Below are 25,615 nucleotides of genomic sequence, written 5' to 3'. Positions count from 1 at the left end.
GTCAGATGAGTACCGATAGGCCGGGAAGGCCGGGTTTCAGGCGCGCATCGTCAGCCGCTGCCGCGACAGCTTGCGATAGGATGACGGCGTCATCCTGTGCTTGCGCAGGAAGGCGCGGTTGAAGTTGGAGATGTTCATATAGCCGACCTGGAAGCAGATGTCGGTGATCGGAATGTCCGTGTCCGCCAGCAGCTTGCAGGCCTGCCAGAGCCGGAGCTTGGCGATGTGGTCGCTGAAAGAGTTGCCGGTGTTCTTCTGGAAGAAGCGCGAAAACGTGCTTTCGCTCATGCCGGCCAGTTCGGCCACCTCCGGCAGCTTCAGATCCTCGGCGAAATGCTGGAACAGATAAGTCAGCGTGCGCTGGATGATGTCCAGCGAGGTTGCATCCAGGGCGGGTGAGAAATCCGGCGAGGACAACAATTCGTATTCGTCGGTCCTGGCCAGCAGGTCGACCAGCTCAAGGAACAGGCAGAGCCGGGCCAGCCCATGCACCGTGCCCATCCGCTCCATCAGCGCGGCACCTTCGAGCGCGGTTTTGCCGTGAAAGACGATGCCGCGCAGCGACCGCTCCAGGAACGGCTCCAGTTCGCGCAGTTCCGGCAATAACCCGGCCGATCCGCGCAGCCTTTCGGGATCGAACTGCAGAACGATGTCGCGGCCCTCGATCAGCTCACCGGGCTGCACCGACGTCACCCAATCATGCGGCAGCCCGCCACCGACGATGGTCAGGTAGCCCGGCCCGAATTCGCCGATGTGATCGCCGACCAGCACGACACCGGAAGACTTCCTCAGGAGATGGATTTCGTATTCCGGATGAAAATTCCAGACATTGCGCTCCCAGGGATAGTCGTCGAGTCGCCACAGAAAACTGTCGCTCGCCTCGGTGACGATGTGCTCGAAGGCAGGCACCGTGCGCGGGATCGCGGCCGTGTTCTTTCTGCGCCTGAATGCCATCGTCCGCTCTCCGGGCGAAATCCGGATGCGATCCGGTCTCGGACAGTTCCTAGAGCAATTCCAGGAAAAGTGTGAGCGGTTTTCCGCCCGGAATTGCGTAAAAACAAAGAGATAGAGCGGTTCCGCCGTTTCCCTGAAACGGGGAAACGCTCTAGTCTGTCGACGGCAAGTGAACGATCTCTGCCTTCACGACGTCAACGCCGGCTCTCGATGATCTCGATGAAGCGGGCGAACAGTCCGGCCTGGGACTTGATGCCGAGTTTGCGGTGGATGTTGCGGCGATGAACCTTCACGGTTCCCGGCACGATGCGCAACGCTCTCGCGATCGATTCGGTGGAATGCCCCTGCAGCACCAGATCGACGACATGCTTTTCGCGCGGGGTCAGCGACAGGCTCTCCCAGATGTGAGCGCGGTCGAACTCGTTGATCGCGGCGATCGTCTCGTCTTGCTCCGCTTCGTCCTGCTCATCGGACGCAAGAGCTGGCCAGCGCACCCGGGCGAAACCGATCACCGCCGGCGCCATGTCGCGCAGCAGCCTGGCATCGGCGGTGCCGAAGGGCCCCGAGGCCTGCAATCGCATCAGCGACAGCACCAGCGCATCCTTGCCGGGCAATGGCACGAAGAAGCCGACCTCCTCGGCGAGCCTTGTCTGGCTGTAGTAGGTGCGAAAATACTCGCTGGCGTAGAAGCGGTCCGGCGCCAGTTCGCGCATGCGCCAGAACCCTTCCTTGCGCTCCACCGCCGCGTGATGAAACGGGTCGAGCAGATAAGGCCCTTCTTGATAGAGCGTGACGAAGACATGACTTTCGGCCGGCGAGAAGGTTTCGAACAGCAGCAGTGGCCGCGAGGCGCCGCGATAACCGAAGATCACGCAGTGGTCGAAGCTGACATGCTGCCGCAGCCAGCCGACCATTGCCTGGCCGAAAAGGTCGCCGCTGGTCTCTCGCGTTGCCGCGACAAGCGCAGCGAGCTGGGCGTATTCGTCGCTGCGGGACACACTCAAACCATACCCCCTTAAACGAGAAAATAGATCAGATATACCACCTGCGAGGTATATACTAGCCGCCATTGGCTCTGGTAGCGTCTTGAAGTAGCCCTGTTGCTGGAGCCAGCAGTTTGACCGCAGTGCCCGACATCGAGTTTCGCGGCGTCACCAAGCGCTATGGCGCGGTGACCGCGGTCACCGGCATCGATCTCGCCGTTCCGCCCTCCGCCTTTGTCGCCCTGCTCGGCCCGTCCGGCTGCGGCAAGACGACATGCCTGCGTATGATCGGCGGCTTCGAGCAGCCGAGCGAAGGTCAGGTGCTGATCCGCGGCCGGGACATGGCCGGCACGCCGCCCTATCGCCGGCCGGTCAACATGGTGTTCCAGCAATACGCGCTGTTTCCGCATCTCGATGTGGAAGCCAATGTATCCTACGGGCTGCGCCAGGCACGGCCGCGCCTGTCGTCGCAGGAAATCGGCCGGCGCGCCGGCGAAGCGGTCGAAATGGTGCGGCTTGCCGGCTATGGCGGCCGCAAGATCCACGAACTCTCCGGTGGCCAGCAGCAGCGCGTTGCACTGGCGCGCGCGCTGGTGAACAAGCCGGCGGTGCTGCTGCTCGACGAACCGCTGGCAGCACTCGACAAGAAGCTGCGCACCGACATGCAGATCGAGCTGCAGAACCTGCAGCGCGAGATCGGCATCACCTTCGTGCTGGTCACCCACGACCAGGAGGAAGCGCTGTCGATGAGCGATTTCGTCTGCGTCATGAATGGTGGCCGCATTGTCCAGCTGGGGCAGCCGAGCGAGATCTATGACGAGCCCGCGGACCTGTTCGTCGCCGATTTCGTCGGCAAGACCAATTTGTTGAGCGGCAAGGTGGCTGGGCATACGGGCGATCTGGTGAATGTGGCGCTCGCCGACGGCACCGTCATTGCGGCGCGCAAGCGAACCGCCTTGCAGAAGGGCGAGAGCGTTTCGGTCAGCCTGCGCCCTGAATCGCTAAGCCTCGGCGCCACGGAAGGCAGCCCGTTCAAGGGCATCGTGCGCAACCGAATTTTTTTGGGCTCGACGGCGGAATACGCCATCGAGGTCCAGGGCATCGGGACGCTGCTGGCCAAGGCCGACCATGTGATCGGCCATAGCAATCTCTTCAAGCCGGGTGAACCCGTCGCCATCGGCTTTGCCTCCGGGACGCCGCTGGCGTTCCCGGAGATCAAGAACAACGGGACCAACCAGAGGGTAGCAAAAAATGTCGAAATCATATCGTGACGGACTGCCGATAAGCCCTGAGAAATTCGTCGACCAACTGATGCGTTTGAAGCGCGGCTCGATCGGCCGCCGCGACTTCCTTGGCCTCACCGGCCTTGGCATCGCAACCGCGGTGATGGCGCGCGAGATCGGCATCATGCCGACGCCGGCCTTTGCCGCCGAAAACCTTGGCGACCGCATGTCGATCGCCACCTGGCCGAACTACCACGACCCGCAGACCTTCGAAAACTTCAAGAAGGACACCGGCGTCGCCGTTGAGGTCAACGTCTTCGGCTCCAATGAGGAGATGCTGGCCAAGCTGCAGGCCGGCGCTTCGGGCTGGAGCCTGTTCGTGCCGACCAATTACACGATCTCGACCTACAAGAAGCTTGGCATCATCGATCCGCTCGATATGGCCAAGCTGCCGAATTTCGACGGCTCCCAGGAAGACCCCCGCTTTACTTCGGAAGGCACGATCGACGGCACGACCTACGCGGTGCCGAAGAACTGGGGCACGACGGGCTTTGCCGTCAACACCAAGAAGCTGACCAAGCCGATGACGAGCTGGAAGGAGTTCTGGGACACCGCCATGACCGAAGGCGACGGCCGCACCATGGTGCACGACTACCAGTTGACCACCATCGGCAACGCGCTGAAATATTACGGCTATTCCTTCAACTCGCTGAAGCAGGACGAGCTCGCCAAGGCGGAGGAACTGCTGCTCAAGGTCAAGCCGCATCTGTTCGCGGTTTCGTCCGACTATCAGCCGGGAATGCGGGCGGGCGACGCCTGGATGACCATGTGCTGGACCAATGACGGCGCGCAGCTGCATCGCGATATCCCAGAGATCGCCTATGTGCTGGGCAAGGAGGGTGGTGAGATCTGGACCGACTTCTACGCCATCCCGAAGGACGCGCCGAACAAGCCGGCCGGCTATGCCTTGCTCAACTATCTGATGAACCCTGAGGTCGCGGTGAAGGAGCACCTCGCCAATGGCGCGCCGTCGACCGATGCGCGGGTCAACAAGCTGCTGCCCAAGGAAGTGCTGGACAATCCGATCCTCTATCCGGCGGCCGACCTTTTGACGCCGCTGGAATTCGGCGCGGCGGCAACGCTGACCGATCCCGGCCGCGCCGAACTGATGGCCCGATTCAAATCGGCCTGAGGCTCGCCTGAATGAAACGGAAAACCGGCGGGCCTATGTCCGCCGGCCTCGGGGCGGTTTTCATGCGCGGCAACAGATTTCGGCACAATTTTCTGACAGCTCTGCTGCTTGCACCGGCAACGGCGTGGCTGGTGGTGTTCCTGGTATTGCCGTTCATAGCCATTGCCGTGTTCAGCGTCGGCGAGCGGGCGCCGGAGGGTGGCTACCAGGCCGCCTTCACGTTGGCGCAATACGCCAATCTTCCGGCGCGGGCGACAGCCTTCTGGAACACGATGATGCTGGCGCCGGTGGGTGCGCTTGCCTGCCTGCTCGTCGCCTACCCCGTTGCCTACTACCTTGCCTTGAAGGCGCCGCAGCGCTGGCGGCTGATCCTGCTTGCGCTGGTCGTCATTCCGTTCTGGACCAGCCTTCTGATGCGCACCTATGCCTGGATGTACATTCTGGGCGGACGCGGCATCCCGGCGCTGCTGGCGTTTATCGGCATCGAGGATGTCAGGCTGATCAACACGCCGGGCGCCGTTCTGCTCGGCATCGTCTATGGCTATTTGCCGCTGATGATCCTGCCGATCTATGTCAGCCTGGAACGGCTCGACCGGCGATTGCTGGAAGCCTCCGCCGATCTCGGCGCGACGCCGCTCTCGACCTTCCTGGGCGTAACGCTGAAGCTGTCGCTGCCGGGCGTGATGACCGGCTTCTCGCTGGTCATGATCCTGCTGCTTGGCGAATACCTCATCCCGACGCTGCTTGGCGGCGGCAAGGTGTTCTTCATCGGCAACGCGCTGGTCGACCTGTTCCTGCAGTCGCGCAACTGGCCGTTCGGATCGGCCATCGCCATCACGCTGGTGGCGGTTTCGGTGGTGGTGCTGATTGCTGCCAACCGCATTTCGACACGGGTGTCGGGCACCCGCAGGGTGGATCTGATCTGATGCGCGCCTTCGTCACCGCCGTCTTCGCCTTCCTTTATCTGCCGATCGCGCTGGTCGTGTTGTTTTCCTTCAACGCCGGCCGCCATGCCAGCGAGTTCACCGGCTTTTCGATGCAGTGGTACGGCACGGCGCTGTCGAACCCGTTCCTGGTTGAGGCGCTGAAGAACAGCCTGTTCATCGCCACCACCAGCGCGCTTCTGGCGGCAGTGTGCGGCACGGCGGCCGCGCTCGGCCTGGCACGGGTCGGTGTCAGAACCCGGGCCGTCTTCGACGCGCTGATAGGTGCCGCGATCGTCGTTCCCGGCGTCGTCATCGGCATCTCGACATTGGTCGCGCTCGTCCAGCTGTTTGGCGTGCTCAATCCGCTCCTCGCCTCGATCTGGCCGGACGACCAGCCGCCGCGCCTGTCGCTCGGCTATGGATCGATCATCGCCGCGCATGGCCTGTTCTCGATGGCGCTGGTGACGATGATCGTCGGCACACGGCTCGCCAGCCTCGACCGCAACCTGGTCGAAGCTTCGAGCGATCTCTACGCCACGCCGCTGACCACGTTCCGCTCGATCGTCCTGCCGCAGATCATGCCGGCGGTGGTCGCCGGCTTCCTGCTCGCCTTCACCTTTTCCTTCGACGATTTCATCGTCGCCTTCTTCGTCGCCGGCGCGCAGACGACGCTGCCGATCTACGTCTTTGCCTCGATCCGGCGCGGCGTCACGCCGGAAATCAACGCCATTGCGACGATTGTGCTCGTCGCCTCGGTCCTGCTTGTGGTGCTTGCCCAATGGCAGCTGCGCCAGCGCAAGCCGGCAAACTGAAAGCCGAGATCATGATCCTCAAAGACCGCATCGCCGTGGTGACAGGCGCCGGCTCCGGCATCGGTCGCGCTGGCGCCATGATCATGGCCAGGGAGGGCGCGGTCGTGGTCATCGCCGACCGGGAACAGGCCAGCGGCGAGGCGACGGCTTGCGACATCCGCGCGGCGGGCGGGCAGGCAGAAGCGATCGCGACCGATGTCGCTGACGACACGGCTGTCGAGCAACTCATTGGTGGCACGCTCGACAAGCATGGGCGGATCGACATCCTGCACAATCATGCCGGCATCCAGGTCGGCGGGGCGCTGACCGAGGTCGAAGTCGACGGCATGGATGCGTCCTGGCGGCTCAATGTGCGGGCGCAGTTTCTGGCCGCGCGGATCGTCATGCCGGCAATGGTCGCGCAAGGTGGCGGCGTTATCCTCAACACGGCCTCGAATTCCGGCGTATTCTACGACCGCGAGATGATCGCCTATGCCACTTCCAAACATGCGGTGGTGGCGATGACCAGACAGATGTCGCTGGACTATGCTCGGCATAATGTCCGCGTCAACGCGCTCTGCCCCGGCTGGGTCGATACGCCCTTCAACGCGCCGTTCATCGCCCAGATGGGCGGACGCGAAGCGATCGAGACCTATGTCCGCACCAAGATCCCGATGGGTCGCTGGGCCAGCGCCGAGGAGATCGCCGAAGCGATCCTGTTCCTCGTCTCCGACCGCTCATCCTTCATGACCGGCCAGGCACTGGTCATCGACGGCGGCGAAAGCATCGGCTGATCTAGAGCAATTCCAGGAAAAGTGTGTAACGGTTTTCCGTCCGGAATTGCGTCAAAATAAATACTTAGAGCGGTTCAGCGATTCCGTGAAAACGCTGAACCGCTCTAAGGACGGCCGGGTGGGAGGGTCTCGCGTCTCTGGCTCAATCGCTGCCTGTCCCTCCTCCCTTGCCTTAATGTCGCATTTCGTCCAATAGAACGGCGCAAACGCTGCGAAACCGAAGGTTTTGCCGTTTGGAAGTGCGGCTTCCGGCCTATTGCCGACGCGCCGCAATCGGAAAGAGCAGGACAATGTCTGCGATCGAAGCCGGCGCTCGTGCGCCGGAAAATCTTTGGCGTCAGGAAATCAGGGCGACGCTGGCGCTGGCCTGGCCGATGGTGCTGACCAATCTCGGCCAGACCGCGATGACCGCCACCGACGTCATGATGATGGGGCGTCTGGGAGCGGACACGCTGGCCAGCGGCGCGCTCGGCGCCAACCTTTATTTCATGCCGCTGATCTTCGGTCTCGGCCTGATGCTGGCGACCTCGCCGATGATTGCCACCGAGCTCGGCCGCCGCCGCCATTCGGTGCGCGACCTGCGCCGCACCGTGCGTCAGGGCCTGTGGCTGGCAATCCTGATCTCTATCCCGATCTGGATCGTGCTCTGGCATGGTGAAGCAATCCTGCTGGCGATGGGACAGGAGCCCGTTCTGGCCCACCAGGCCGGCATCTATCTGCGTTGGCTCGAATGGGCGGTTCTGCCCTTCTACGGCTATATCGTACTGCGCTCCTTCATCTCGGCGCTGGAACGGCCGGGCTGGGCGCTGGTCATCGTCTTCGTCGCCGTCGCCTTCAACGCCTTCTTCAACTGGGTGTTCATGTTCGGCAATCTCGGCGTCACCTCGATGGGCATTGCCGGCTCGGGACTTGCCACCACCCTGTCGAGCATGCTGATGTTCTGCGGCCTGGCCGCTGTGGTGATGCTGGAGAAGAAGTTCCGCCGCTACCGGCTGTTCGGCCGTTTCTGGCGCGCCGACTGGCCGCGCTTCAAGGGCCTGCTGCGGCTTGGCCTGCCGATCGCCGGCATCCTCGCCTTCGAGGTGACGATCTTCAACGCCGCCGCCCTGCTGATGGGCCTGATCGATGCGGATTCGCTGGCGGCGCACGCCATCGCCATCCAGATCGCCTCGATCTCCTTTATGGTGCCGCTCGGTCTCAACCAGGCGGTCACGGTGCGCGTCGGCCTGGCCCATGGCGCCGGCAATCCGGAAGGCGTCTCACGCGCCGGCTGGACCGCCTTCGTCATCGGCGTCTCGTTCATGGCGCTGATGGGGCTGGTGATGGTGCTGTGGCCGCATCTGCTGATCGGTGCCTTCATCGACATGACCGATCCGGTCAATGCCCGAGTGATCGCCCTTGCCGTGTCGTTCCTGGCCTTTGCCGCGCTGTTTCAGATCTTCGACGGCGCGCAAGCTGTTGCTGCCGGCATGCTGCGCGGCCTGCACGACACCAAGGTGCCGATGATCTATGCCGCCATCGGCTATTGGGGCATCGGCCTGCCGCTTGGCGTGCTGCTTGCCTTCCATTTCGGCCTGCACGGCGTCGGCATCTGGATCGGCCTGGCTTCGGGACTGGCCGTGGTGGCGGTGCTGCTCCTGGCCCGCTGGCTGCGGCGTGACCACATCGCACCGCCGCTCGTCTTCAGCCATTGATGGCGCACCAATCGGTCCGCCAGTTGCTGTCGCTAAAGCTGCCGTTGGCTACCGATCCAACCTAAGCCTTGCTGCCGTTCGGCCCAGGCCTCTCCCCTAGTCAAAGCTGATAAGGTAGATTGTTGCATCGGAAAGGGACGATGCAACACTCATTTGGACAATTCGAACTGGATGAAGCTGCGCGCAAACTGTCGCTGAGCGGCGTTGGGCAGAAGATCCAGCCGCTCGTCTTTGACCTGCTGGTGTACCTGGTGCGCAATGCCGGCCGGGTGGTCCCCAAAGACGAGTTGATGGACGCTCTTTGGCCGGATGTCATCGTGACGGAAGCATCGCTTCAGCGCGTCGTCAGCCTCACCCGAAAGGCGCTTGCCGCGGGGGGCCTGCAGGATGCAATACACAGCTACGTTCGCCACGGCTATCGCTTCGCCATCGATGAACCGGGGCTGGGGTATGTGCAGCCTGCTTCGTTACAAGGGGACGACAAGCTTGCCGCGGCCCGCAGGCTGGCAGCCCTGCGCGATTGGAGCGCGGCTGCAAAACTTTTCGCGCATTTGGCGAACAATGAAGGTCTCTCTCCTGCTGACGTCGATCTCTGGGCTCTGGTCGTCGAATGTGGTGGGCGACCGACCGAGGCGGTCCCTGTGCTGGCCCGCGCGGTGTCGGCTCATGTCGAGGCCGGTGATTTCGCGCGCGCCGCCAGATCCGCTGTCACGCTAGCGAAGATCCAGGCCGAACGCGGATCGGGTGCCGTTGCAGAGGGATGGCTGGAGCGTGCTGCCTCGCTTCTGTCTCAGTCACCGGACGATGCCACGCAAGCATATCTGCTGTGGATGAGGTCGCGCCTGGCATCCTCGGGCGGCCGTCCCGAAGAAGCGCTGCAGCTGGCGTCAGCCGCTTACGCGATAGCTGAAAATTGCGACGATCCCGGCCTGCGAGCTCTGACTTTGACATACAAAGGGTTTTTCAACCTCGCCCTCGGCAAGATCGAGGAGGGCAGCGAGCAGCAAAACCACGCGGCGGCGATCGCTCTGTCGAGCCAGGTCGACCCGATCACCGGTAGTCTGGTTTACTGCAACATCCTGTGGAGCTGCAGGACATACGCCGATTGGCCCCGTGCCCGCCAGTGGAGCGAAGGCTTTGAAAGCTGGTGCACCGCAAGTTTCGCGCAGACCTCGGGCGCGTGTGACCTTCATCGCGCCGAAGTGGTCGCGGCGCAGCAGATATTACCTGAAGCCCTGACCTGCATAAACGACGCGCTCCCCAAACTCTCAGCGGAGGAATCCTGGTCGCTAGGCGAAGGCTTCCGCGTTCGCGGCGATATTTTTGCCATGATCGGCGACCTCACATCGGCGCGCGCCGACTACGACCAGGCTTATGCACTCGGCTGGGACGCGGAGCCGGGCAATGCTGTGCTGTTGTTCGAAACAGGCGATCTGGACGGGGCGCTTGCCGCACTCGATCGGGCTCTGCAAGGGATGTCGTGGTTCCATCTGCAGCGGCGCGGAAACCTGCTGGTGAACGCAGCCTGCATTGCAGCGCGCGGCGGGCGCTCTGCCCAGGCGGCAATCTATCTCAACGAAATCGATACCCAGCCAGAACGCTGGCGGCAACCGGCAACGCAGGCCTTGATAGCCGAAACCAAGGCGGCGCTTTGCGAGCCAGGCGACCCGAACGGCAACCGGCTTCTGCTGTTGGCTCGGCAGCTCTGGACCAGTGCAGGCGTCGAGTATCATGCGGCGAGGGTTCGGCTGCAGCTCGCCAGTGCCTTGTTGCGTTCGGGCGACGTCAGCGGCGCGAAAGTGGAGATCACCGCGGCAGAGAGATCGGCCCGCCATCTGGGATCTCGGCACCTGGAAGGGGAAGCTGCAACGCTTCGCCATAGCTTTTCGCGCGAGAGCCAGCCGCTTGTCCACGGTTCTACGCAAGAACTCACCCTCTGACCCAATCCGCCTCCTTGATGGGACGAGCTCCTGATCGAGCTTATCGGCGGTGGCAGCGAAAGATCAGCCAGAGATCAGGTCCCGGTAAGGACGATCGGCCCGCCTCGAAGGTAATTTTTCCCCAGCCAGGCAGACAAGCCAGGCAATCATCAGCGCCGGCGAAGAGCTGGCGCGAAATCGAAAGGGAAAGATCATGAACCTGTTTGTTATCCGCCGCCCAAGCGCGTGGGCATCCCTGCAGGAACTCGAAGCCGCCGGCGCCAAATCGGCAAAGGTCGCCAAGGAACAGATGGCGGGCACGGTCAGCTGGATCCGCAGCTATGTCGTGCATGAGCCCGACGGGCGCATCGGCACCTTCTGCATCTACGAGGCCAAGGACGGCGAGGCCATCCGGGATCACGCCAAGCGCGTCGGTATGCCCGGTGAGGAATTCTACCCCGTCGCCGACACGGTCATCCTTCGCAATGATCCGATGACGGCGGCCGCCTGACGACCTCCGGTCGCTGCCTCGCGTGAACAAAGCGGGGCAGCGTCATTCAACCAGCAAACATCAACAGCACGGCGCTTGGCGCGGCATGCCGCATTCCATGTGCTGCGATTCCCACGAATGGAGAAAGCAATGTTTCACTACCTAAAGCGCGTTTCGATCGGGCTGAGAGCACGCAGGGCCGAGAGGGCCTTGCAGGAACTGCCCGACCACATCCTGAAGGACATAGGCATTCGCCGCGGCGCGATCGCCTTTGCCGTTCGGGAACACTTCAAGGACCGTCTCGTCTGAGTGCCCAGCCCATTGGAACCAGGGACATGGACTTTCTGATAAACATGGCGAACATCCTGTATGTGATCGCCTACTTCACGCTGGACATTTTGCGGCTGAGGATTCTCACCACGGCGGCTGCAATCTGTCTTGCCTTGTATTTCTATAGCCAGCCGGCGCCGCTCATGAACGTCGTCGGCTGGAACGTTTTCTTTGTACTTCTGAATCTGGTCCAGATCGGCCGCATTTTGAAGTCTCGCTATGCAAAGCTGCCTGGCTTCGCTCAGTTGCCGTCCGACGACATCGCGCCGAGCAGCCTGCGTATATCGCCGAACCTGGCGATCGAGCCGAACACCAGTGCCGCCACCGCGATGAAGAACACCGACACGGCGGCCATGGTCGGCGTGTAGCCGTAGCGCAGCGCGTTGAAGATCTTGATCGGCAGCGTCTCGGTGGTGAAGCCGATCGTCATATAGGCGACGATGTATTCGTTGAGCGACAGCACGAAGGCGAAGGCATAGCCCGAGACGAGGTAAGGCAGGATCAGCGGCAGCACCACGGTCTTCAGCACCGTGCGGTCGTCGGCGCCCATGGTGGCCGCGGCCTCGACCAGCGAGCGGTCGATCGAGGCAAAGCCCAGCGACAGCGTCACCAGCGGCAGCGTCACGAAGAAGATGGCGTGGCTGATGATGGCGGTGAAGAACTGGCCGAACAGCCCGACCGTCGCCCAGAAGGAGAGAAAGCCGAGCGCTGTGATGACCGGCGGCAGGATGAAGGGCGCCAGCCCCAGTACCTGAAAGATGTTTGCCCATGGCGCGATGCGCCGCCACAGGAACCAGGCCAGCGGCAGCGCTACCCATCATGCCCTGCCGCCACCAGTTCTGGATCACGCCTTCATGGACCGTGGCGCCCAGCGGAAAGGTGAAGCTTGCGGTAAGCGCCGAGGCCGAGATCAGGACATCGCGGCGGGTGAGCGGCAGACCCGGGGCGGAGGTGGGAGGCATCGAGGAGACCCGTGAATTCTTAAAAAGCGGCGAAGCAAGATCAGGCGCGGCGGACGCCAACATCCCTGTTGCCGGAGGGCGATGTCATCCGTCGCGGCCTGTTTGACACAGACGTTTTGCCAAGCGGCCCCGGGATGGGCCGGGTGAGAAGCCGGTCCCGGCTCGATATGACGTCTCCCCGGACCTGCTGGCGAACATCAAGTCGGCTCAGGCGATTGCGCCCGCGTCGGCGGTCAGGATGGTGCCCGTAATCACGCTCGCGGCGGGACTTGCCAGAAAGACCACAGCGTTCGCGACTTCGCGCGGCTCGGCGTAGCGTCCCAAAGACGTCAGGCTTCGCTGGAAATCGGCAGCCTCCCCGTCGGCCGGATTTGCATCCGTATTGGTCGCCCCGGGCTGCACAAGATTCACGGTGATGCCGTTCGGGCCGAGTTCGCGCGAAAGACCGCGGGTGAAGGAGGTAAGTGCCGCCTTGGACATCGCATAAGCCGTTATACCTGGGAACGGGACCCGCTCCCCCAAGGCCGAACCGATCGTGATGATGCGTCCCCCTTCGGTGAGATGCGGGATAACTGCTTTCGCAAACAGCACCGGCGCTCGCACGTTGACGTCCATACGGCCTGATAATCATTCAGGTCGATGTCCGCGATCGATCCGGTGTGGCCGATAGCCGCGCTATTGACGAGGATATCGAGTCCACCGAGCGCCAAGACGGCTTCGCTCACAGAGCGCATGATGGCCTCCGGGGCGGCGCTGTCGGCTTGGATAGCGACTGCGCGACGCCCCTTGCTTTCGATGGACTTGACCACCGCATCGGCCTTCTCGGCGGAGCGCTGGTAAGTAAATGCAACGTCGGCGCCGTTCTCCGCCAGTGCCAACGCGATCGCGGCCCCGATGCCCCGCGATCCTCCCGTAACCAATGCACGCTTTCCGTTCAAATCGATCACGACGCTGTCCTTTTCTACCATTTTTAGTCCATGCACCTCGGATGGCGCGCCTAACATTGCGAGGGAGAGGCCTGGACCCCGGACCCAGGCCGGTTCACGCGCCCGCCAGGACCTCAGGCATCATTTGCGATCTAGTCGGGTGAGCTCGGCCCACCCGCTTTCCGGCGCGGCTCGGGAGGAGAGGCCCGCATCGACCGATCGAAGATCTTGGGCTGCCGCCCCGAGGGCACGCGCCTGTCATGCGCGAGGCGCGTGCCCAGGAAGGGGGAAAGACGAGGCTCGAGCGACGCTCGGGCGCCCGAGGGATCGCTCGTCATCCCCGCTCGATTCACGCTGCGGCGCGCGGAACGGGCGTGTTGAGAAGCTGCTGCTCCCAAAGATACGCGATGCCGCTGCCGCCGAAGTGCTGGATGAGAATCTCGGTCAGCTCCTCGACATGCTCGGTGCGCGCCCAATCGCGTTGCCATTCGCCAGCGAGCGCCATCACGGTCATCACGTTCGCGCCGGCCGCGATCATTCGCTGGATGGCAACTTCGTGAGACTCCTTCGAAATCCCGCCCGACGCGTCGGTGATCACGGTCACGTCCCAGCCTTCGCCGGCGGCCTGGATCACAGGCATCGCGACGCAGACCTCGGTCCACAGGCCGGCGATGATCAGCTGCTTGCGGCCGGTCGTCTTGACGACGTTCACCACATTCTCGTCCTGCCAGGTGTTCACCCAGGTGCGATCGATGACTTCCTGGTTCGGAAATACGTCGGTGATCTGCTTGAAGAGAAGTCCACCGCGCGCCGCGATCACGCTGGTGAGAATGGTCGGAACATTGAAGGCTTTTGCCAGCTTCGCCAGCGCGGTCGTGTTGTTGACCACCATGTGCGGATCGTGGCTGTTCAGGTTTGCGAGCTGATAAGGCTGATGGTCGATCAGAACGAGGACCGAATCTTCGGGGCGAAGAAGCGAATCGAGGCCGTTACGAGGGGTCATCAAGACTTCCTTTCTCTGCCGCTATCGACGGCAATGGGTTCACGGGAGACATGCGCCAGCGGGCGGCGTTGCCTTGACGCAATTTGCTGTTCCTATTGGTGACGCGGTAGTGCCATAATCAGGCAAGCTGTGTCGCGAAATGAGGAACGCCTAATTGGACATTGAAGATCTACAGACATTCGTGGCAGTGGCCGATGCAGGGGGCATATCGGCTGCGGCGCGCCGGCTCGGCGTCGCGAAGTCTATCGTCAGTCGCCGGCTTTTCCGGATCGAGACGGAACTTGGCGTCCAGCTTCTTGCACGAACGACCCGCGGCGCCGCGCTCACCGAAGCGGGGATCACGTTCAGAGACCATGCGGCCCGAGCCAGTGCCGAGATCGATACGGCCAGGGAAACGATCCTCCCCACCGGTGAGCTGCGCGGCCGCCTGAGGGTTGCCATGCCGCTCACTTTCGGCCCGACCCACTTTGCCTCCGTGCTCGCGGAAATGGCGCGCCGGCACCCGCAGCTGCACATTCATACTTCCTACAGCGATCGCTTCGTCGATCTCATCGCAGAGGGTTTCGATTGCGCGATCCGGGGCGCCTACCTTCAGGACTCCAACCTGATCGCGAAGCGTGTCGGGCCGATCCATGGAAAGCTTGTCGCAAGCCCGGATTATATCAAAGCGCACGGGTCACCCGAGACTCTGGACGAACTCGTCACCCATCAGGCCCTCATGCAGGGAACGGAAACCTGGCAGTTCATGGATGGCAGCAAGATTGTTACGGTCCAGCCGCAGGGCAAGTTCAAGGCCGATAGCGCCACGGCGCTCGCCGCCGCCGCGGCGGCAGGTCTCGGCATCGCCTGGCTCCCCGACTGCATCACCCATGAATATGTGGCCTCCGGCGCGCTGGTCCCGATCATGACACGCTATCCGGTACCTCCGGGGGCCGCGTATGTCGTCCGCCCGCCGGGTCAGCATCCCACGCGCAAAGTGCGGGTGCTCACCGAAATGCTGATCGAGTACTTCGCAAGAAATCCCCACCTCTGGGGTCTCGACCGGTAAAGCACTGACATCCGCTAGGCCTTGGCTGACGGCGCTTGACGGTCGCTCTCCTGCGAATGGACAGGCACTTTTGACGTTGACCCTGGCAGGATTGGGAGTCCTGCTACAGCCATTCGCGCTCGTGAGGGATGCCGTCGAGGACGGACGGCTAGTGAGGCTTCTTCCGACGTACCGGGCCGCCAGACGCCCAAATGCATATTCTGTTTGCCGCCGATCTGCGGATCACACCTAAGTTGCGCACCTTCATCGACTTCGCGGTCGACCATTTCGGCAGATAGCTGGCAAATGTCTGCTTCGGACAACGGCTAGACTTACTCCTACGGCCGACATTGGGCGCAAAGCTGCCGTTTGCTTTGGGCAAGTCAAGGCCCTCCTCCTGACAAGGTCTTCGGAATCGATGCTCGAGCTCAGCGCGGCCGGTTGACACACGAGATTCTGTTGAGAGTGTAAATTGAAAGTCTGATCAATGAGCGAGCGATACTGCGGTATAGCTTCCTCAGTTGCCGTCCGACGACATCGCGCCGAGCAGCCTGCGTATATCGCCGAACCGGGCGATCGAGCCGAACACCAGTGCCGCCACCGCGACGAAGAACACCGACACGGCGGCCATGGTCGGCGTGTAGCCGTAGCGCAGCGCGTTGAAGATCTTGATCGGCAGCGTCTCGGTGGTGAAGCCGATCGTCATATAGGCGACGATGTATTCGTTGAGCGACAGCACGAAGGCGAAGGCGTAGCCCGAGACGAGGTAAGGCAGGATCAGCGGCAGCACCACGGTCTTCAGCACCGTGCGGTCGTCGGCACCCATCGTGGCGGCGGCCTCGACCAGCGAGCGGTCGATCGAGGCAAAGCCCAGCGACAGCGTCACCAGCGGCAGCGTCACGAAGAAGATGGCGTGGCTGATGATGGCGGTGAAGAACTGGCCGAACAGCCCGACCGTCGCCCAGAAGGAGAGGAAGCCGAGCGCTGTGATGACCGGTGGCAGGATGAAGGGGGCAAGCCCCAGCACCTGAAAGATGTTTGCCCATGGCGCGATGCGCCGCCACAGGAACCAGGCCAGCGGCAGCGCGACCGCAACGGCAATCGCCGCCGAACAGACGGCGAGCGTCACCGAATGGATCAGCGCCAGCCGCCATTCCGGATCGGTGAAGATCTGGGCGTACCAGGCAAGCGAGAAACCCACCGGTGGGAAGGTGAGTTCCTGGCGTGAGTTGATCGACACACCGGCGACCACGATCAGTGGCGCGGCCAGGAACAGCGCGACGATGGTGAAATAGAAACGGCGCAAAAAGGTCGCGGTCATAGGGCGTTCTCCCGGCGTCCGACGAGAAGGGTCAGTCCGACCAGCGCCAGCGAGATCAGCACCAGGAACACGGCCATTGCCGCGGCAAACGGCATGTTGGACTGGTAGATCGCCTGGTCGGTGATCAGCACCGACAGTGTCCAGTGTTGTGGCCGGCCGAGAATCTGCGGCAAAAGATACGAGCCGAGCGCAAAGACGAAGACCATGATCAGCGTCGCCACGATGGTGTTACGGAGCGCCGGCGCGACGACGTTGAAGAAGGCCCGGATCGGCGAGGCGCCGAGCGTGCGCGCCGCCTCCAGCAGTGTCGGGTCGAGGCGGACCAAGGCAGGGTACAGCACCAGGATCGTATAAGGCAGGGCCTGATAGACCATGCCGGTCAGCACCGCGCCGAAGGTCGGCAGCAGCGCCACCGGCTTGTCCATCAGCCCGATCGCCACGAACAGATTGGTGATCCCGGCGGTGCGCGAAAACAGCGTCGACCAGGCAAAGCCGATAATGACTTCCGACAGCGACAGCACAGACAAGAGGCCGACCAGCCACAGTGTCTGCACGCGGCGCGGCCGGCGAGTCAGGAGATAGGTGAACGGGAAGGCGATGCAGACGCAGCAGACCGCGACCAGCACCGCCAGCATCAGCGAAAAGCCGAGCACGCCGCCGAAGAACACCGACAGGAAGCGGGCGTAATTGTCGAACACGAAATCCGGTGTGTAGAAACCGGACGGGTTGCGCTTGAAGAAGCTGACCGCGATCATCGTCGAGAACGGCACGACGAAGAAGACGATCAGCATCAGCGCCGGAAAGAACAGCGGCGTGTAGTCGGCTACCGACTTCGGGGCTTCGCGTCTCATGCGCCAAGCACCACGCAGCTGGCCGGCGGCAGGGTGACGCCGACCTTGGCGCCGACCGGCACGTCATGGCGCTCGCGCGGCGTCGTGACCGCAATGATGCTGGTGCCGCCGACGTCGACGAAGGTCTCGATGGTGCCGCCGAGATCACGCACGAAACTCACCTCGCCGGTAATGGCCGAGCCGCCGGGGCTGCCCAGATGCACATCCTCGGGACGGACCGAGACGGACGCTTTTGTCTGACCCGCCGGCATGGCCAGGCCGGGAATGGCTGTACCCAAAATGGTGGTGCGGCCGGTGCTGTCGACTTCGGCCGGCAACAGATTGGTGATGCCGATGAAGTCGGCGACGAAGGCGTCGGCCGGTTTGCGGTAGATCTCGATCGGTGGCGCCGCCTGCAGGATCTTGCCATGGCCCATGACGACGACGAGGTCGGCCATGGTCATGGCTTCGCGCTGGTCGTGGGTGACGACGATGGTGGTGATGCCAAGCCGCTGCTGCAGCTGGCGCAATTCCACCTGCATGGCCTCGCGCAATTTGGCGTCGAGCGCCGACAGCGGCTCGTCAAGCAGGAACAGTTTTGGCGACAAAGCGAGTGCCCGGGCAATCGCCACGCGCTGACGCTGGCCGCCCGACAGTTTGGCCACCGGACGGTCGGCAAAGCCGGTCAGGTGGATCAAGCTCAGCAATTCGTCGACGCGTTTCTTCTGCTCTTCCTTGGAGGCGCCGCGAATGCGCAGCGCATAGGCGATGTTATCGCCGACGGAGAGATGCGGAAACAGCGCCAGCGACTGGAACACCATGCCGAGATTGCGCTTGTGCGTCGGCAGCGGCGTGATGTCCTCGCCGTCGAGGACGATAGCGCCGTTGGTCGGTTCCTCCAGCCCGGCAATCATGCGCAGCAGCGTGGTCTTGCCGCAGCCCGACGGGCCGAGCAGGCACACGAACGTGCCGTGCGGCACGTTGAGCTGGACATTGTCGACGGCGGCGAAATTGCCGAATTTTTTGGTGATGCTGTTGATGTCTAGTCCGGGCATGCTCATCCCTCTGTGCTAAAGGGGCCGCCGGTCAATGCCCGGCGGCCGCTGACGTCCAGGGCCGTCGGCTCAGCCGACGATCAGCTCGGTCCACTTCTGGTTGATCCAGTCGGCCTTCGACGTGTAGAGGTCGTAGCGCGGGATGATCGGATCGATATCCGACGACACCGCGGCGAACTCTTCCGGCTTGAGGTCGAGCACCTCTTTCTTCAAGGTTGGCGTGGTGCCGACCTTGCGCGACATCACGCCCTGCATCGATGGCTGGCTCATATAGTCGATGAAGGCATGCGCCTCGTCGACCTTGGTCGAGGCACGCGACAGCACCCAGTTGCCGGAATCCTGGATGCCGCCTTCCTTCGGGAAGGTCGAGCGGACATGGAAGCCGTCGGCGATCGCGAGCCCGGTGACGTCGTGATAATACTGGCCCATCGGGATTTCGCCCGACTTCAGCGCCTGCTCGAACTGCGCCTCGTCGCGATACCAGAGGCGAACGTTCGGCTTGACCTCGGCGAGCTTTTCGAACGCCTTGTTCAGCCCCTCTTCGGTGTCGAGCGCATTGGTGCCGCCCATGAAGGTCTTGGCCGTCACTTCGAGCAGGAACGAGTTGGAGGCAAGCGCCAGCAGGCCGAGCTTATCCTCGTTGGCCTTGTCCCAAAGGGCTGCCCACGATGTCGGCGCGTCCTTGTAGACGTCGGTGTTAGAGACCAGCGTGATCCACCAGGCGACGGCGCCGATGCCGGCGACGCGGCCATCCGGATATTTGTTGATGAAGCGCGGCAAGAGGTCGCCATAGTGCTTGAACTTCGACGTATCGAGCGGCGTCCACAATTCGGTCGACTGGCCCTTCAGCGTCGAGGTCTGCGACATCATCGAAAGGTCGGCGGGCGCCTGACCGGCCTTGGCCGCCTGCTCGAGCTGCACCAGCCAGGCTTCGCCGGTCGGCTCGGCGACCGATTCCACGGCAATGCCGGTGGCCTTGGTGAAGTCGGGGAAGACGTGCTCGTCGAAGGACTTCTTGAAATAGCCGCCATAGACGCCGACTTTCAGCGACTTGTCCTGCGCGCGCAGGATCGACGGCATGGCGAGTACGCCTGATATGGCGAGGCCGGCGCCAAGCACGCCGCGCCGTGTCAGGGATTTTCCGATCAGTCTGTTCATCCGATTTCTCCTCAGTTGATGCCGTTTTTATCCGGCAGGTTCCCTTCACACACTGTACGCCGCTTGGGCGTCAGTGGGCCGCCGCTCGTTGTTCGAGCGTACGGGCGTATTGCGTCAGTGGAAAGCACATGACGAAGAAGATCAGCGCCACCAGCCCGTAGACCTTGAACGGCTCGAAGGTGGCGTTGTTGATGGCGTTCGAGGTCCTGACCAGCTCCTCGAAGCCGATGATCGAGGTCAGAGCCGTCGATTTGATCAATTGCACCAGGAAGCCGACGATCGGCGCCCTTGTGATCGAGAAGGCCTGCGGCAGGATGATCAGCCTCAGTTCCTGCAGGCGGTGCAGGCCGAGGCTGGCGCCGGCATCCCACTGGCCGCGCGGCAGCGCATCGACGCCGCTGCGCCAGATCTCGGCCAGATAGGCGCTGGCGAAGAAGGTGAGGCCGAGCACGGCGGCCGTCCACGGCTCGATGCGCAGGCCGAGCATCGGCAGGCCGAAGAACATCAGGAACAGCTGCATCAAAAGCGGTGTGCCCTGGAACAGCGCGATGTAACCGGAAGCGATGCGCCGGCTCCATTTATACTCTGCGATCCTGAAGAACAGCACCGCCAGCCCGACCAGCGCCCCACCGATGAAGGCGGCGAGCGACAACAGCACCGTCCAGCGGGCGGCGAGCAGCAGGTTGCGAACGATGTCCCAGAAGGTGAATTCGATCATGACACGCCGGCTCCCAACACGCGGCGTCCGCCCGTGACCAGCAGCCGGCGCAAGGCCATCGACATCAAGAGATAGACCAGCGTCACGACGAAATAGGTCTCGAAGGAACGGAACGTGCGCGCTTGCAGCATGTCGGCCTCGTAGGTCAGCTCACGCACCGCGATCTGCGACACCACGGCCGATTCCAGCATCATGATGACGATCTGGCTGGTCAGCGCGGGGTAGATCACCTTCAGCGCCTGCGGCAGCACGATCTTGATGAACACCTGGCGTGGCCGAAGCCCCAGTGAAAGAGCGGCTTCCGTCTGTCCGGCGGGCACCGCATCAAGGCCGGCGCCGACGATTTCAATCGTGTATGCCGCCATGTTGAGCGTCATTGCCAGTATGGCGGCCAGGATCGGATCGAGCCTGATCCCGAGGCTGGGCAGCCCGAAGAAGATGAAGAACAGCTGCACCAGGAACGGCGTGTTGCGCATCACCTCGACATAGACCGCGATCGCCCGCTTCACGAATACCGGGCCGTTGCGCCGGCCGGCAGCGCCGAGGATGCTGAGCAGCGTGCCCACGAACGTGGTCACGACGATCAACAGGATCGTCGTGAGCGCACCGCGCGTGATGTCGCCCAGAGCACCTTGGAGCCAGGCAAAAGCCACGGGAACTCAATCCTTGAGGTTGTCGGGGTTGAGCGGCGTCTTCAGCCAGGCCTTCGAGCTTTCATCCAACTTGCCGTCGGCCAGCATCTTGGCAACCGCGTCATTGACCGCCGTCTTCAGCCGGTCCTCATGCTTGTTGAGGCCGATATGCGAGGGCGAGGTCAAAAGCTGGAACTTCTGCTCCGGCTTCAGCGCGTCCTGCTTGGCCAGCACCTGGGCGCCGACATCATTGCCGACCACCATCAGCTGGGTCTGGCCGGAGATGAAGGCCTGGATCACGGAGTTGTAGTTGTCGAAGCGCTTGATGTCGGCCGATGCCGGTGCCGCTTCGGTCAGCGAGGTATCTTCCAGCGTGCCGCGGTTGACGGCAATCGACTTGTCGGCGAGGTCTTCCTTGCCTTTGACGGAGAGCGCTGCCGGACCGATGACGGCGATGTAGTAGGGCGCGTAGGCGGCGGCGAAATCGATCACCTCCTCGCGCTCCTTGGAGTAGCCGACGCTCATCAGGATATCGACGCGCTTGTCGGTGAGATAGGGAATGCGGTTCTGGCCGGTGACGCTGACCAGATTGAGCTTCACCTTCAGGGAATCGGCGATGGCCTGCGCCACGTCGATGTCATAGCCCTTGATGCTCATATCGGCGCTGGCCGAGGAGAAGGGCGGGAAGTCGGAGAAGATGCCGACATTGATGGCGCCGGCCTTGGTGATGTCGTCGACGGCATCGGCATTGGCCTGAGAGGCGAGGCCGAGGCCGGCAAGCATCAGTGCGGCTGCGAGGGTTGATTTCATGTGAAACGTCATTGGTATTCCCCTTCTGGAAGCTTGTTTGTTTGAGAGTGGCAGCCGGCTCCAGCGCGACTGCCACCTGGATTTGCTGGAGCGAGACCGGATCTCGCTCCGGGCTTATCTGCCGGTGATGGCCGGGCTGAACACCATCAGGCTCAGGATCTCGAACAGGACCTGGGCGCCGACATGGGCGGTGTTGGTGGTGGCGTCATATTGCGGCGCCACCTCGACGACGTCGCCGCCGACAATGTTGAGGCCTTTCAGGCCGCGCAGCAGTTCGAGCACTTCGCGCGTCGTCAGGCCGCCGACCTCAGGTGTGCCGGTGCCCGGCGCGAAGGCCGGATCGACGCTGTCGACATCGAAGGAAATGTAGGTCGGACCGTCGCCGACAATCTTGCGCGCCTTCTCGATGATGGCGGGAATGCCGAGCCCGGTCACCTCTTCGGCATGCACCACGGTCATGCCGGATTCGTAGGTGAACTCCCACAGATACTCGGCCGAGCCTCGGATACCGATCTGGATCGTGCGGGTCGGGTCGAGCACGCCGTCCAGCACCGCGTTGCGGAACGGCCCGCCATGGTGGAACTTGGTCATGTCGAACAGCCCGCTGGTGTCGCAATGGGCGTCAATATGGATCATGCCGACCGGAGCCTTCTTGCCGACAGCTTTCAGGATCGGATGGCTGATCGAATGATCGCCGCCGACCGACAGCGGCAGCACGCCGGCGTCGACGATCTGGTTGGTGCGCTTTTCGATGTCCTCATGGCTGATCTCCAGCCGGTAGCGGCTGCGGAACGGCGTATCGCCGATGTCGGCGACGCGCAGCTCATGCGTCGGCGCGCATTCCAGCACATGGTTGTAGGGGCCGATGCGCTCGATGGCGCGCAGCGCCCTTGGCCCGAAGCGCGAGCCGGGGCGGTTGGTGACGCCAAGGTCCATCGGCACGCCGATGATGGCCACCTGCAGATCGCCGAAATCCGGGTTGTCGGCCGATATTTCGCGGTAGGGTGCGGCGAGGAAGGTCGGGATGCCGGAATAGGGCGCCAGCCTGGTGCCGCTCTTGGAGAAGATCTTGTCGGCGACCTTGCGGAATTTCGGGTCGAACATCTCGCCGCCATGGCTTTCGCCATATTTGCGGCGCAACGCGTCTAGCTTGCCGCGATCATAACCCATGTCGGTCTCCTCCTGCCGGGCTGGTGCATGCGGCCGTGGCGGCATCTTGCGAACTGACCGTCATCCGGCCGGGTCGCTGTCCCGCTGGCTGCCTGCAGATTTCACGTCATTGATGCTGTCTGGGACAAAGTGTCCGGCAGCCGCATTGAAAAATCAATTGATATTGTTAGGGTGCCGGTTGTGAGAAAATCTCACAGAATATCCGGTTGCCCATGGCCAAGCGTCTGCCGCCCCTAAATCCCCTGCGCGCCTTCGAAGCGACGGCGCGCCACGCCTCGCTGACCAAGGCGGCGAGTGAGCTGAACGTCACCCATGGCGCCATCAGCCATCAGATCAAGGCGCTCGAGCAGTCGCTGGGCGTAAAACTGTTCGAACGCACCGGGCAGCGGGTAAAGCTCACACCGCATGGCGCCGAACTGCTGCCAGCGGTGTCTACCGCTTTCGACGGCATCGCCGCCGCCACCCAGCGCATGACAAGGCCGGCCAGCGCCGGCACGCTGTCTGTTTCCTGCGTTCCGGCGTTGCTGCTTTTGTGGATGACGCCGCGGCTAGGCAGCTTCATGGCGCAGTATCCCGATATCAGGCTGACGCTGATCCCGTCCAACGACCCCAAGGACATCCGCGCACCGCAGGTCGATGTTTGCGTGCTCTATGGCGACGGCAGCTGGACCGATTGCTGGATGCGCAAATGGTCGGGCCTCGAACTGTTTCCGGTGGTCAGCCCGACTCTGATCAACAACCGGCCGATCCGCACCTGCCGGGATCTGGCCGACCATGTCATCCTGCATGGCGATGACGGCCGCGAGTGGCACACCTGGCTGGCCGCCGCCGACGGGCTGGATCTCGAGCGTGGCCGCCGCCACCATCTCGGAGACGCGCGCACCGCTATCGAAGCCGCGGTGCATGGCCATGGCGTGGCGCTCGGCGATTCCGTTACCGCCAGCACGCTGCTCGCCAGGGGCCTGTTGGTGGCGCCGTTCAGCCTGTCGGTGCCGGCGGTCGACGATTTCTACGTCGTCTGCCGCAACGAGATGCGCTCGGCGCCGATCGTGCAGCTGTTCGTCGATTGGCTGTTCGCCGAGAAGGAACAGGCCGACAGCCGCGCCGACGCGCCAGTGGCCGGCCGCATCGGCAGCCGCAGGAAGCGCCCGGCGCTGCGGGTGGTCGGCGCCAAGAGTTGAGGCTGGACCGGAGCGGCATCCTTTTTGTCGGACCAGCCCGGAAAGCGGGAAGCGCTTTCAAAAATTGAATGCTATTAGGGGTTTGCCAAGCAGCTCCGGGAAAAGTGCGCAGCGGTTTTCCGTCCGGAGATGCGTTGGAAAAGCGACCGCGAGCAGCGAAGGCGACGGCAGGACATGGCAAGAACCGATATAGCGCGGCGCGTCTACAACCACACCTGGAAGCTGGACCCGATCGTCCGCAGCCTGCTTGACACCGATTTCTACAAGCTGCTGATGCTGCAGATGATCTGGGGCATGTACCCCAAGGTCGACACCACCTTCTCACTGATCAACCGCACCACATCGGTGCGCCTGGCCGACGATATCGACGAAGGCGAATTGCGCGACCAGCTCGACCATGCCCGCACGCTGCGCTTTTCGAAGAAGGAGATGATCTGGCTCGGCGGTAACAATTTCTATGGCCGCAAGCAGATCTTCGAGCCGGAATTCCTCGCCTGGCTGGAAGGTTTCCGGCTGCCCGATTACGAGTTGTCCAAGCGCGACGGCCAGTACGAGCTCTCCTTCAGCGGCCCCTGGATGTACACTACCCTGTGGGAAATCCCTGCACTGGCCATCATCAACGAACTGCGTTCCCGCGCCGCCATGCGCGCCTACGGCCCGTTCGCGCTCGACGTGCTCTATGCCCGCGCCAAGGCCAAGATGTGGGCCAAGACCGAGCGGCTCAAGGCCTTGCCCGGCATCCGCATATCCGACTTCGGCACCCGCCGTCGGCATTCGTTCCTGTGGCAGCGCTGGTGCGTCGAGGCCCTCAAGGAAGGCATCGGCGAGGCCTTCACCGGCACCTCCAACGTGCTGCTGGCCATGGACAACGACCTCGAAGCGCTGGGCACCAACGCGCATGAACTGCCGATGGTGTTTGCAGCCCTCGCCAATACGGAAAAGGAACTGAAGCAGTCGCCCTACAAGGTGCTGCAGGACTGGCAGCGCTATTACGGCGGCAACCTGTTGATCGTGCTACCCGACGCCTTCGGCACCGCTTCCTTCCTGCGCGATGCGCCGGATTGGGTCGCCGACTGGACCGGCTTTCGCCCCGACAGCGCGCCGCCGATCGAAGGCGGCGAAAAAATCATCGACTGGTGGCGCGAGAGAGGCAAGGACCCCAGGCAGAAGCTGCTGATCTTCTCCGACGGGCTCGAGGTCGAGACCATCGAGGAGACCTACCAGCACTTCAAGGGCAAGGTGCGCATGTCGTTCGGCTGGGGCACCAACCTCACCAACGACTTCGAAGGCTGCGCGCCGACCGAGACCAACAGCCTCGATGCCATATCGCTGGTCTGCAAGGTGACGGAAGCCAATGGCCGCCCGGCGGTGAAGCTGTCGGACAATCCGGCCAAGGCGACCGGGGACAAGAAGGAGATCGAGCGCTATCTCCGGATTTTCGGGGCGAAGGACCGCGTGGAGCAGCTGGTCAAGGTGTGAGGGCTGGGGCTCTCCCAGCAGAGGCTCCTTTCCTCTCCCTCCGGAGG

General features: G+C 62.9%; 23 protein-coding genes and 2 pseudogenes. 12 read left to right on the top strand and 13 right to left on the bottom strand.

Annotated features, from left to right (window positions below):
• Window positions 1-36: 36 nt before the first annotated feature.
• Window positions 37-954, bottom strand: coding sequence for an AraC family transcriptional regulator (locus FJV77_RS17160; RefSeq protein WP_142867957.1), 918 nt, complete (start codon window positions 952-954; stop codon window positions 37-39).
• A 194-nt stretch (window positions 955-1,148) separates the two neighbouring features.
• Window positions 1,149-1,952 (bottom strand): LuxR C-terminal-related transcriptional regulator, encoded by an 804-nt coding sequence (locus tag FJV77_RS17155; protein ID WP_142868002.1) that lies wholly within the window; start codon window positions 1,950-1,952, stop codon window positions 1,149-1,151.
• Window positions 1,953-2,071: 119 nt separating this feature from the next.
• On the opposite strand from FJV77_RS17155, the gene FJV77_RS17150 reads away from it, so the two are divergent.
• The 9 genes from FJV77_RS17150 to FJV77_RS17110 all read left to right on the top strand — a co-directional run bounded on the left by FJV77_RS17150 (window position 2,072) and on the right by FJV77_RS17110 (window position 11,275).
• Window positions 2,072-3,208: an ABC transporter ATP-binding protein gene (locus FJV77_RS17150; RefSeq protein WP_142867956.1), complete on the top strand. Its 1,137-nt coding sequence runs from the start codon at window positions 2,072-2,074 to the stop codon at window positions 3,206-3,208.
• A complete protein-coding gene (locus FJV77_RS17145; RefSeq protein ID WP_142867955.1) occupies window positions 3,189-4,352 on the top strand; it encodes a spermidine/putrescine ABC transporter substrate-binding protein in 1,164 nt (387 codons plus the stop codon). The genes FJV77_RS17150 and FJV77_RS17145 overlap by 20 nt, the downstream gene beginning before the upstream one ends.
• A 62-nt stretch (window positions 4,353-4,414) precedes the next feature.
• Window positions 4,415-5,278: an ABC transporter permease gene (locus tag FJV77_RS17140; RefSeq protein ID WP_142867954.1), complete on the top strand. Its 864-nt coding sequence runs from the start codon at window positions 4,415-4,417 to the stop codon at window positions 5,276-5,278.
• Entirely contained in the window at window positions 5,278-6,090 is an 813-nt protein-coding gene (locus FJV77_RS17135) for an ABC transporter permease (protein ID WP_142867953.1), read from the top strand. Before FJV77_RS17140 ends, FJV77_RS17135 begins: the two co-directional genes overlap by 1 nt.
• 11 nt (window positions 6,091-6,101) lie before the next feature.
• A complete protein-coding gene (locus tag FJV77_RS17130) occupies window positions 6,102-6,863 on the top strand; it encodes a glucose 1-dehydrogenase (RefSeq protein WP_142868001.1) in 762 nt (253 codons plus the stop codon).
• 290 nt (window positions 6,864-7,153) lie between these two features.
• On the top strand, window positions 7,154-8,557 hold the full coding sequence (locus FJV77_RS17125; RefSeq protein ID WP_142867952.1) for an MATE family efflux transporter: 1,404 nt from the start codon (window positions 7,154-7,156) through the stop codon (window positions 8,555-8,557).
• 140 nt (window positions 8,558-8,697) lie between these two features.
• Complete coding sequence (locus FJV77_RS17120; protein ID WP_142867951.1) at window positions 8,698-10,497, top strand: winged helix-turn-helix domain-containing protein; 1,800 nt, start codon at window positions 8,698-8,700, stop codon at window positions 10,495-10,497.
• Between the two features lie 193 nt (window positions 10,498-10,690).
• On the top strand, window positions 10,691-10,987 hold the full coding sequence (locus tag FJV77_RS17115; RefSeq protein ID WP_112560016.1) for a nickel-binding protein: 297 nt from the start codon (window positions 10,691-10,693) through the stop codon (window positions 10,985-10,987).
• Between the two features lie 129 nt (window positions 10,988-11,116).
• Window positions 11,117-11,275 carry a DUF1127 domain-containing protein gene (locus FJV77_RS17110; RefSeq protein WP_112560041.1) on the top strand — a complete coding sequence of 53 codons (159 nt, stop codon included), beginning with the start codon at window positions 11,117-11,119 and terminating at the stop codon, window positions 11,273-11,275.
• Window positions 11,276-11,537: 262 nt separating this feature from the next.
• On the opposite strand, the pseudogene FJV77_RS17105 reads toward FJV77_RS17110, so the two are convergent.
• The 3 genes and pseudogenes from FJV77_RS17105 to FJV77_RS17095 all read right to left on the bottom strand — a co-directional run.
• Window positions 11,538-12,110 (bottom strand): annotated as a pseudogene (locus FJV77_RS17105) (ABC transporter permease subunit); the annotation flags it as partial.
• Window positions 12,111-12,465: 355 nt separating this feature from the next.
• A pseudogene (locus FJV77_RS17100) lies at window positions 12,466-13,205 on the bottom strand (SDR family oxidoreductase).
• 328 nt (window positions 13,206-13,533) lie between these two features.
• The gene (locus FJV77_RS17095; protein ID WP_142867950.1) at window positions 13,534-14,187 is read right to left on the bottom strand and encodes a hydrolase; all 654 of its coding nucleotides are present in this window, start codon (window positions 14,185-14,187) and stop codon (window positions 13,534-13,536) included.
• Window positions 14,188-14,341: 154 nt separating this feature from the next.
• Between FJV77_RS17095 and FJV77_RS17090 the strand changes: the two genes are divergently transcribed.
• A complete protein-coding gene (locus tag FJV77_RS17090) occupies window positions 14,342-15,235 on the top strand; it encodes a LysR family transcriptional regulator (protein WP_142867949.1) in 894 nt (297 codons plus the stop codon).
• Window positions 15,236-15,731: 496 nt separating this feature from the next.
• On the opposite strand, the gene FJV77_RS17085 is transcribed toward FJV77_RS17090, so the two are convergent.
• The 8 genes from FJV77_RS17085 to speB form a co-directional block, all read right to left on the bottom strand.
• Window positions 15,732-16,535 (bottom strand): ABC transporter permease, encoded by an 804-nt coding sequence (locus FJV77_RS17085; protein ID WP_142867948.1) that lies wholly within the window; start codon window positions 16,533-16,535, stop codon window positions 15,732-15,734.
• On the bottom strand, window positions 16,532-17,386 hold the full coding sequence (locus FJV77_RS17080; protein WP_142867947.1) for an ABC transporter permease: 855 nt from the start codon (window positions 17,384-17,386) through the stop codon (window positions 16,532-16,534). The genes FJV77_RS17085 and FJV77_RS17080 overlap by 4 nt, the downstream gene beginning before the upstream one ends.
• Window positions 17,383-18,420, bottom strand: coding sequence for an ABC transporter ATP-binding protein (locus FJV77_RS17075; RefSeq protein ID WP_142867946.1), 1,038 nt, complete (start codon window positions 18,418-18,420; stop codon window positions 17,383-17,385). The genes FJV77_RS17080 and FJV77_RS17075 overlap by 4 nt, the downstream gene beginning before the upstream one ends.
• Before the next feature lie 69 nt (window positions 18,421-18,489).
• Window positions 18,490-19,569: an extracellular solute-binding protein gene (locus tag FJV77_RS17070; RefSeq protein WP_142868000.1), complete on the bottom strand. Its 1,080-nt coding sequence runs from the start codon at window positions 19,567-19,569 to the stop codon at window positions 18,490-18,492.
• Window positions 19,570-19,648: 79 nt separating this feature from the next.
• Window positions 19,649-20,296, bottom strand: a complete 648-nt coding sequence (locus tag FJV77_RS17065) for an amino acid ABC transporter permease (protein WP_142867945.1) — start codon at window positions 20,294-20,296, stop codon at window positions 19,649-19,651.
• Window positions 20,293-20,949 (bottom strand): amino acid ABC transporter permease, encoded by a 657-nt coding sequence (locus FJV77_RS17060; protein ID WP_142867944.1) that lies wholly within the window; start codon window positions 20,947-20,949, stop codon window positions 20,293-20,295. Before FJV77_RS17060 ends, FJV77_RS17065 begins: the two co-directional genes overlap by 4 nt.
• 6 nt (window positions 20,950-20,955) lie before the next feature.
• Window positions 20,956-21,750 carry a transporter substrate-binding domain-containing protein gene (locus FJV77_RS17055; protein ID WP_142867943.1) on the bottom strand — a complete coding sequence of 265 codons (795 nt, stop codon included), beginning with the start codon at window positions 21,748-21,750 and terminating at the stop codon, window positions 20,956-20,958.
• 102 nt (window positions 21,751-21,852) lie between these two features.
• Window positions 21,853-22,908 carry an agmatinase gene (gene speB / locus FJV77_RS17050; RefSeq protein ID WP_142867942.1) on the bottom strand — a complete coding sequence of 352 codons (1,056 nt, stop codon included), beginning with the start codon at window positions 22,906-22,908 and terminating at the stop codon, window positions 21,853-21,855.
• A 212-nt stretch (window positions 22,909-23,120) separates the two neighbouring features.
• Here speB and gcvA point away from each other — a divergent pair, with 212 nt between their 5' ends.
• Both gcvA and pncB read left to right on the top strand, forming a co-directional pair.
• Window positions 23,121-24,089 (top strand): transcriptional regulator GcvA, encoded by a 969-nt coding sequence (gene gcvA / locus FJV77_RS17045; RefSeq protein ID WP_142867941.1) that lies wholly within the window; start codon window positions 23,121-23,123, stop codon window positions 24,087-24,089.
• Window positions 24,090-24,263: 174 nt separating this feature from the next.
• Window positions 24,264-25,568, top strand: a complete 1,305-nt coding sequence (gene pncB, locus FJV77_RS17040; RefSeq protein WP_142867940.1) for a nicotinate phosphoribosyltransferase — start codon at window positions 24,264-24,266, stop codon at window positions 25,566-25,568.
• The last annotated feature ends 47 nt before the right edge of the window (window positions 25,569-25,615 follow it).

This window comes from Mesorhizobium sp. WSM4306, assembly GCF_007003975.1.
Classification (GTDB): Bacteria; Pseudomonadota; Alphaproteobacteria; order Rhizobiales; family Rhizobiaceae; genus Mesorhizobium.
The sequence above is the reverse complement of the archived record's forward strand: the minus strand, read 5'-3'. Positions and strand labels throughout refer to the sequence as shown.

Coding starts and splice junctions, on each gene's coding strand:
- FJV77_RS17160 (WP_142867957.1), bottom strand. CDS start 954: ATGGCATTCAGGCGCAGAAAGAACACGGCCGCGATCCCGCGCACGGTG.
- FJV77_RS17145 (WP_142867955.1), top strand. CDS start 3,189: ATGTCGAAATCATATCGTGACGGACTGCCGATAAGCCCTGAGAAATTC.
- FJV77_RS17140 (WP_142867954.1), top strand. CDS start 4,415: ATGCGCGGCAACAGATTTCGGCACAATTTTCTGACAGCTCTGCTGCTT.
- FJV77_RS17135 (WP_142867953.1), top strand. CDS start 5,278: ATGCGCGCCTTCGTCACCGCCGTCTTCGCCTTCCTTTATCTGCCGATC.
- FJV77_RS17130 (WP_142868001.1), top strand. CDS start 6,102: ATGATCCTCAAAGACCGCATCGCCGTGGTGACAGGCGCCGGCTCCGGC.
- FJV77_RS17125 (WP_142867952.1), top strand. CDS start 7,154: ATGTCTGCGATCGAAGCCGGCGCTCGTGCGCCGGAAAATCTTTGGCGT.
- FJV77_RS17120 (WP_142867951.1), top strand. CDS start 8,698: ATGCAACACTCATTTGGACAATTCGAACTGGATGAAGCTGCGCGCAAA.
- FJV77_RS17115 (WP_112560016.1), top strand. CDS start 10,691: ATGAACCTGTTTGTTATCCGCCGCCCAAGCGCGTGGGCATCCCTGCAG.
- FJV77_RS17110 (WP_112560041.1), top strand. CDS start 11,117: ATGTTTCACTACCTAAAGCGCGTTTCGATCGGGCTGAGAGCACGCAGG.
- FJV77_RS17095 (WP_142867950.1), bottom strand. CDS start 14,187: ATGACCCCTCGTAACGGCCTCGATTCGCTTCTTCGCCCCGAAGATTCG.
- FJV77_RS17085 (WP_142867948.1), bottom strand. CDS start 16,535: ATGACCGCGACCTTTTTGCGCCGTTTCTATTTCACCATCGTCGCGCTG.
- FJV77_RS17080 (WP_142867947.1), bottom strand. CDS start 17,386: ATGAGACGCGAAGCCCCGAAGTCGGTAGCCGACTACACGCCGCTGTTC.
- FJV77_RS17075 (WP_142867946.1), bottom strand. CDS start 18,420: ATGCCCGGACTAGACATCAACAGCATCACCAAAAAATTCGGCAATTTC.
- FJV77_RS17065 (WP_142867945.1), bottom strand. CDS start 20,296: ATGATCGAATTCACCTTCTGGGACATCGTTCGCAACCTGCTGCTCGCC.
- FJV77_RS17055 (WP_142867943.1), bottom strand. CDS start 21,750: ATGACGTTTCACATGAAATCAACCCTCGCAGCCGCACTGATGCTTGCC.
- speB (WP_142867942.1), bottom strand. CDS start 22,908: ATGGGTTATGATCGCGGCAAGCTAGACGCGTTGCGCCGCAAATATGGC.
- gcvA (WP_142867941.1), top strand. CDS start 23,121: ATGGCCAAGCGTCTGCCGCCCCTAAATCCCCTGCGCGCCTTCGAAGCG.
- pncB (WP_142867940.1), top strand. CDS start 24,264: ATGGCAAGAACCGATATAGCGCGGCGCGTCTACAACCACACCTGGAAG.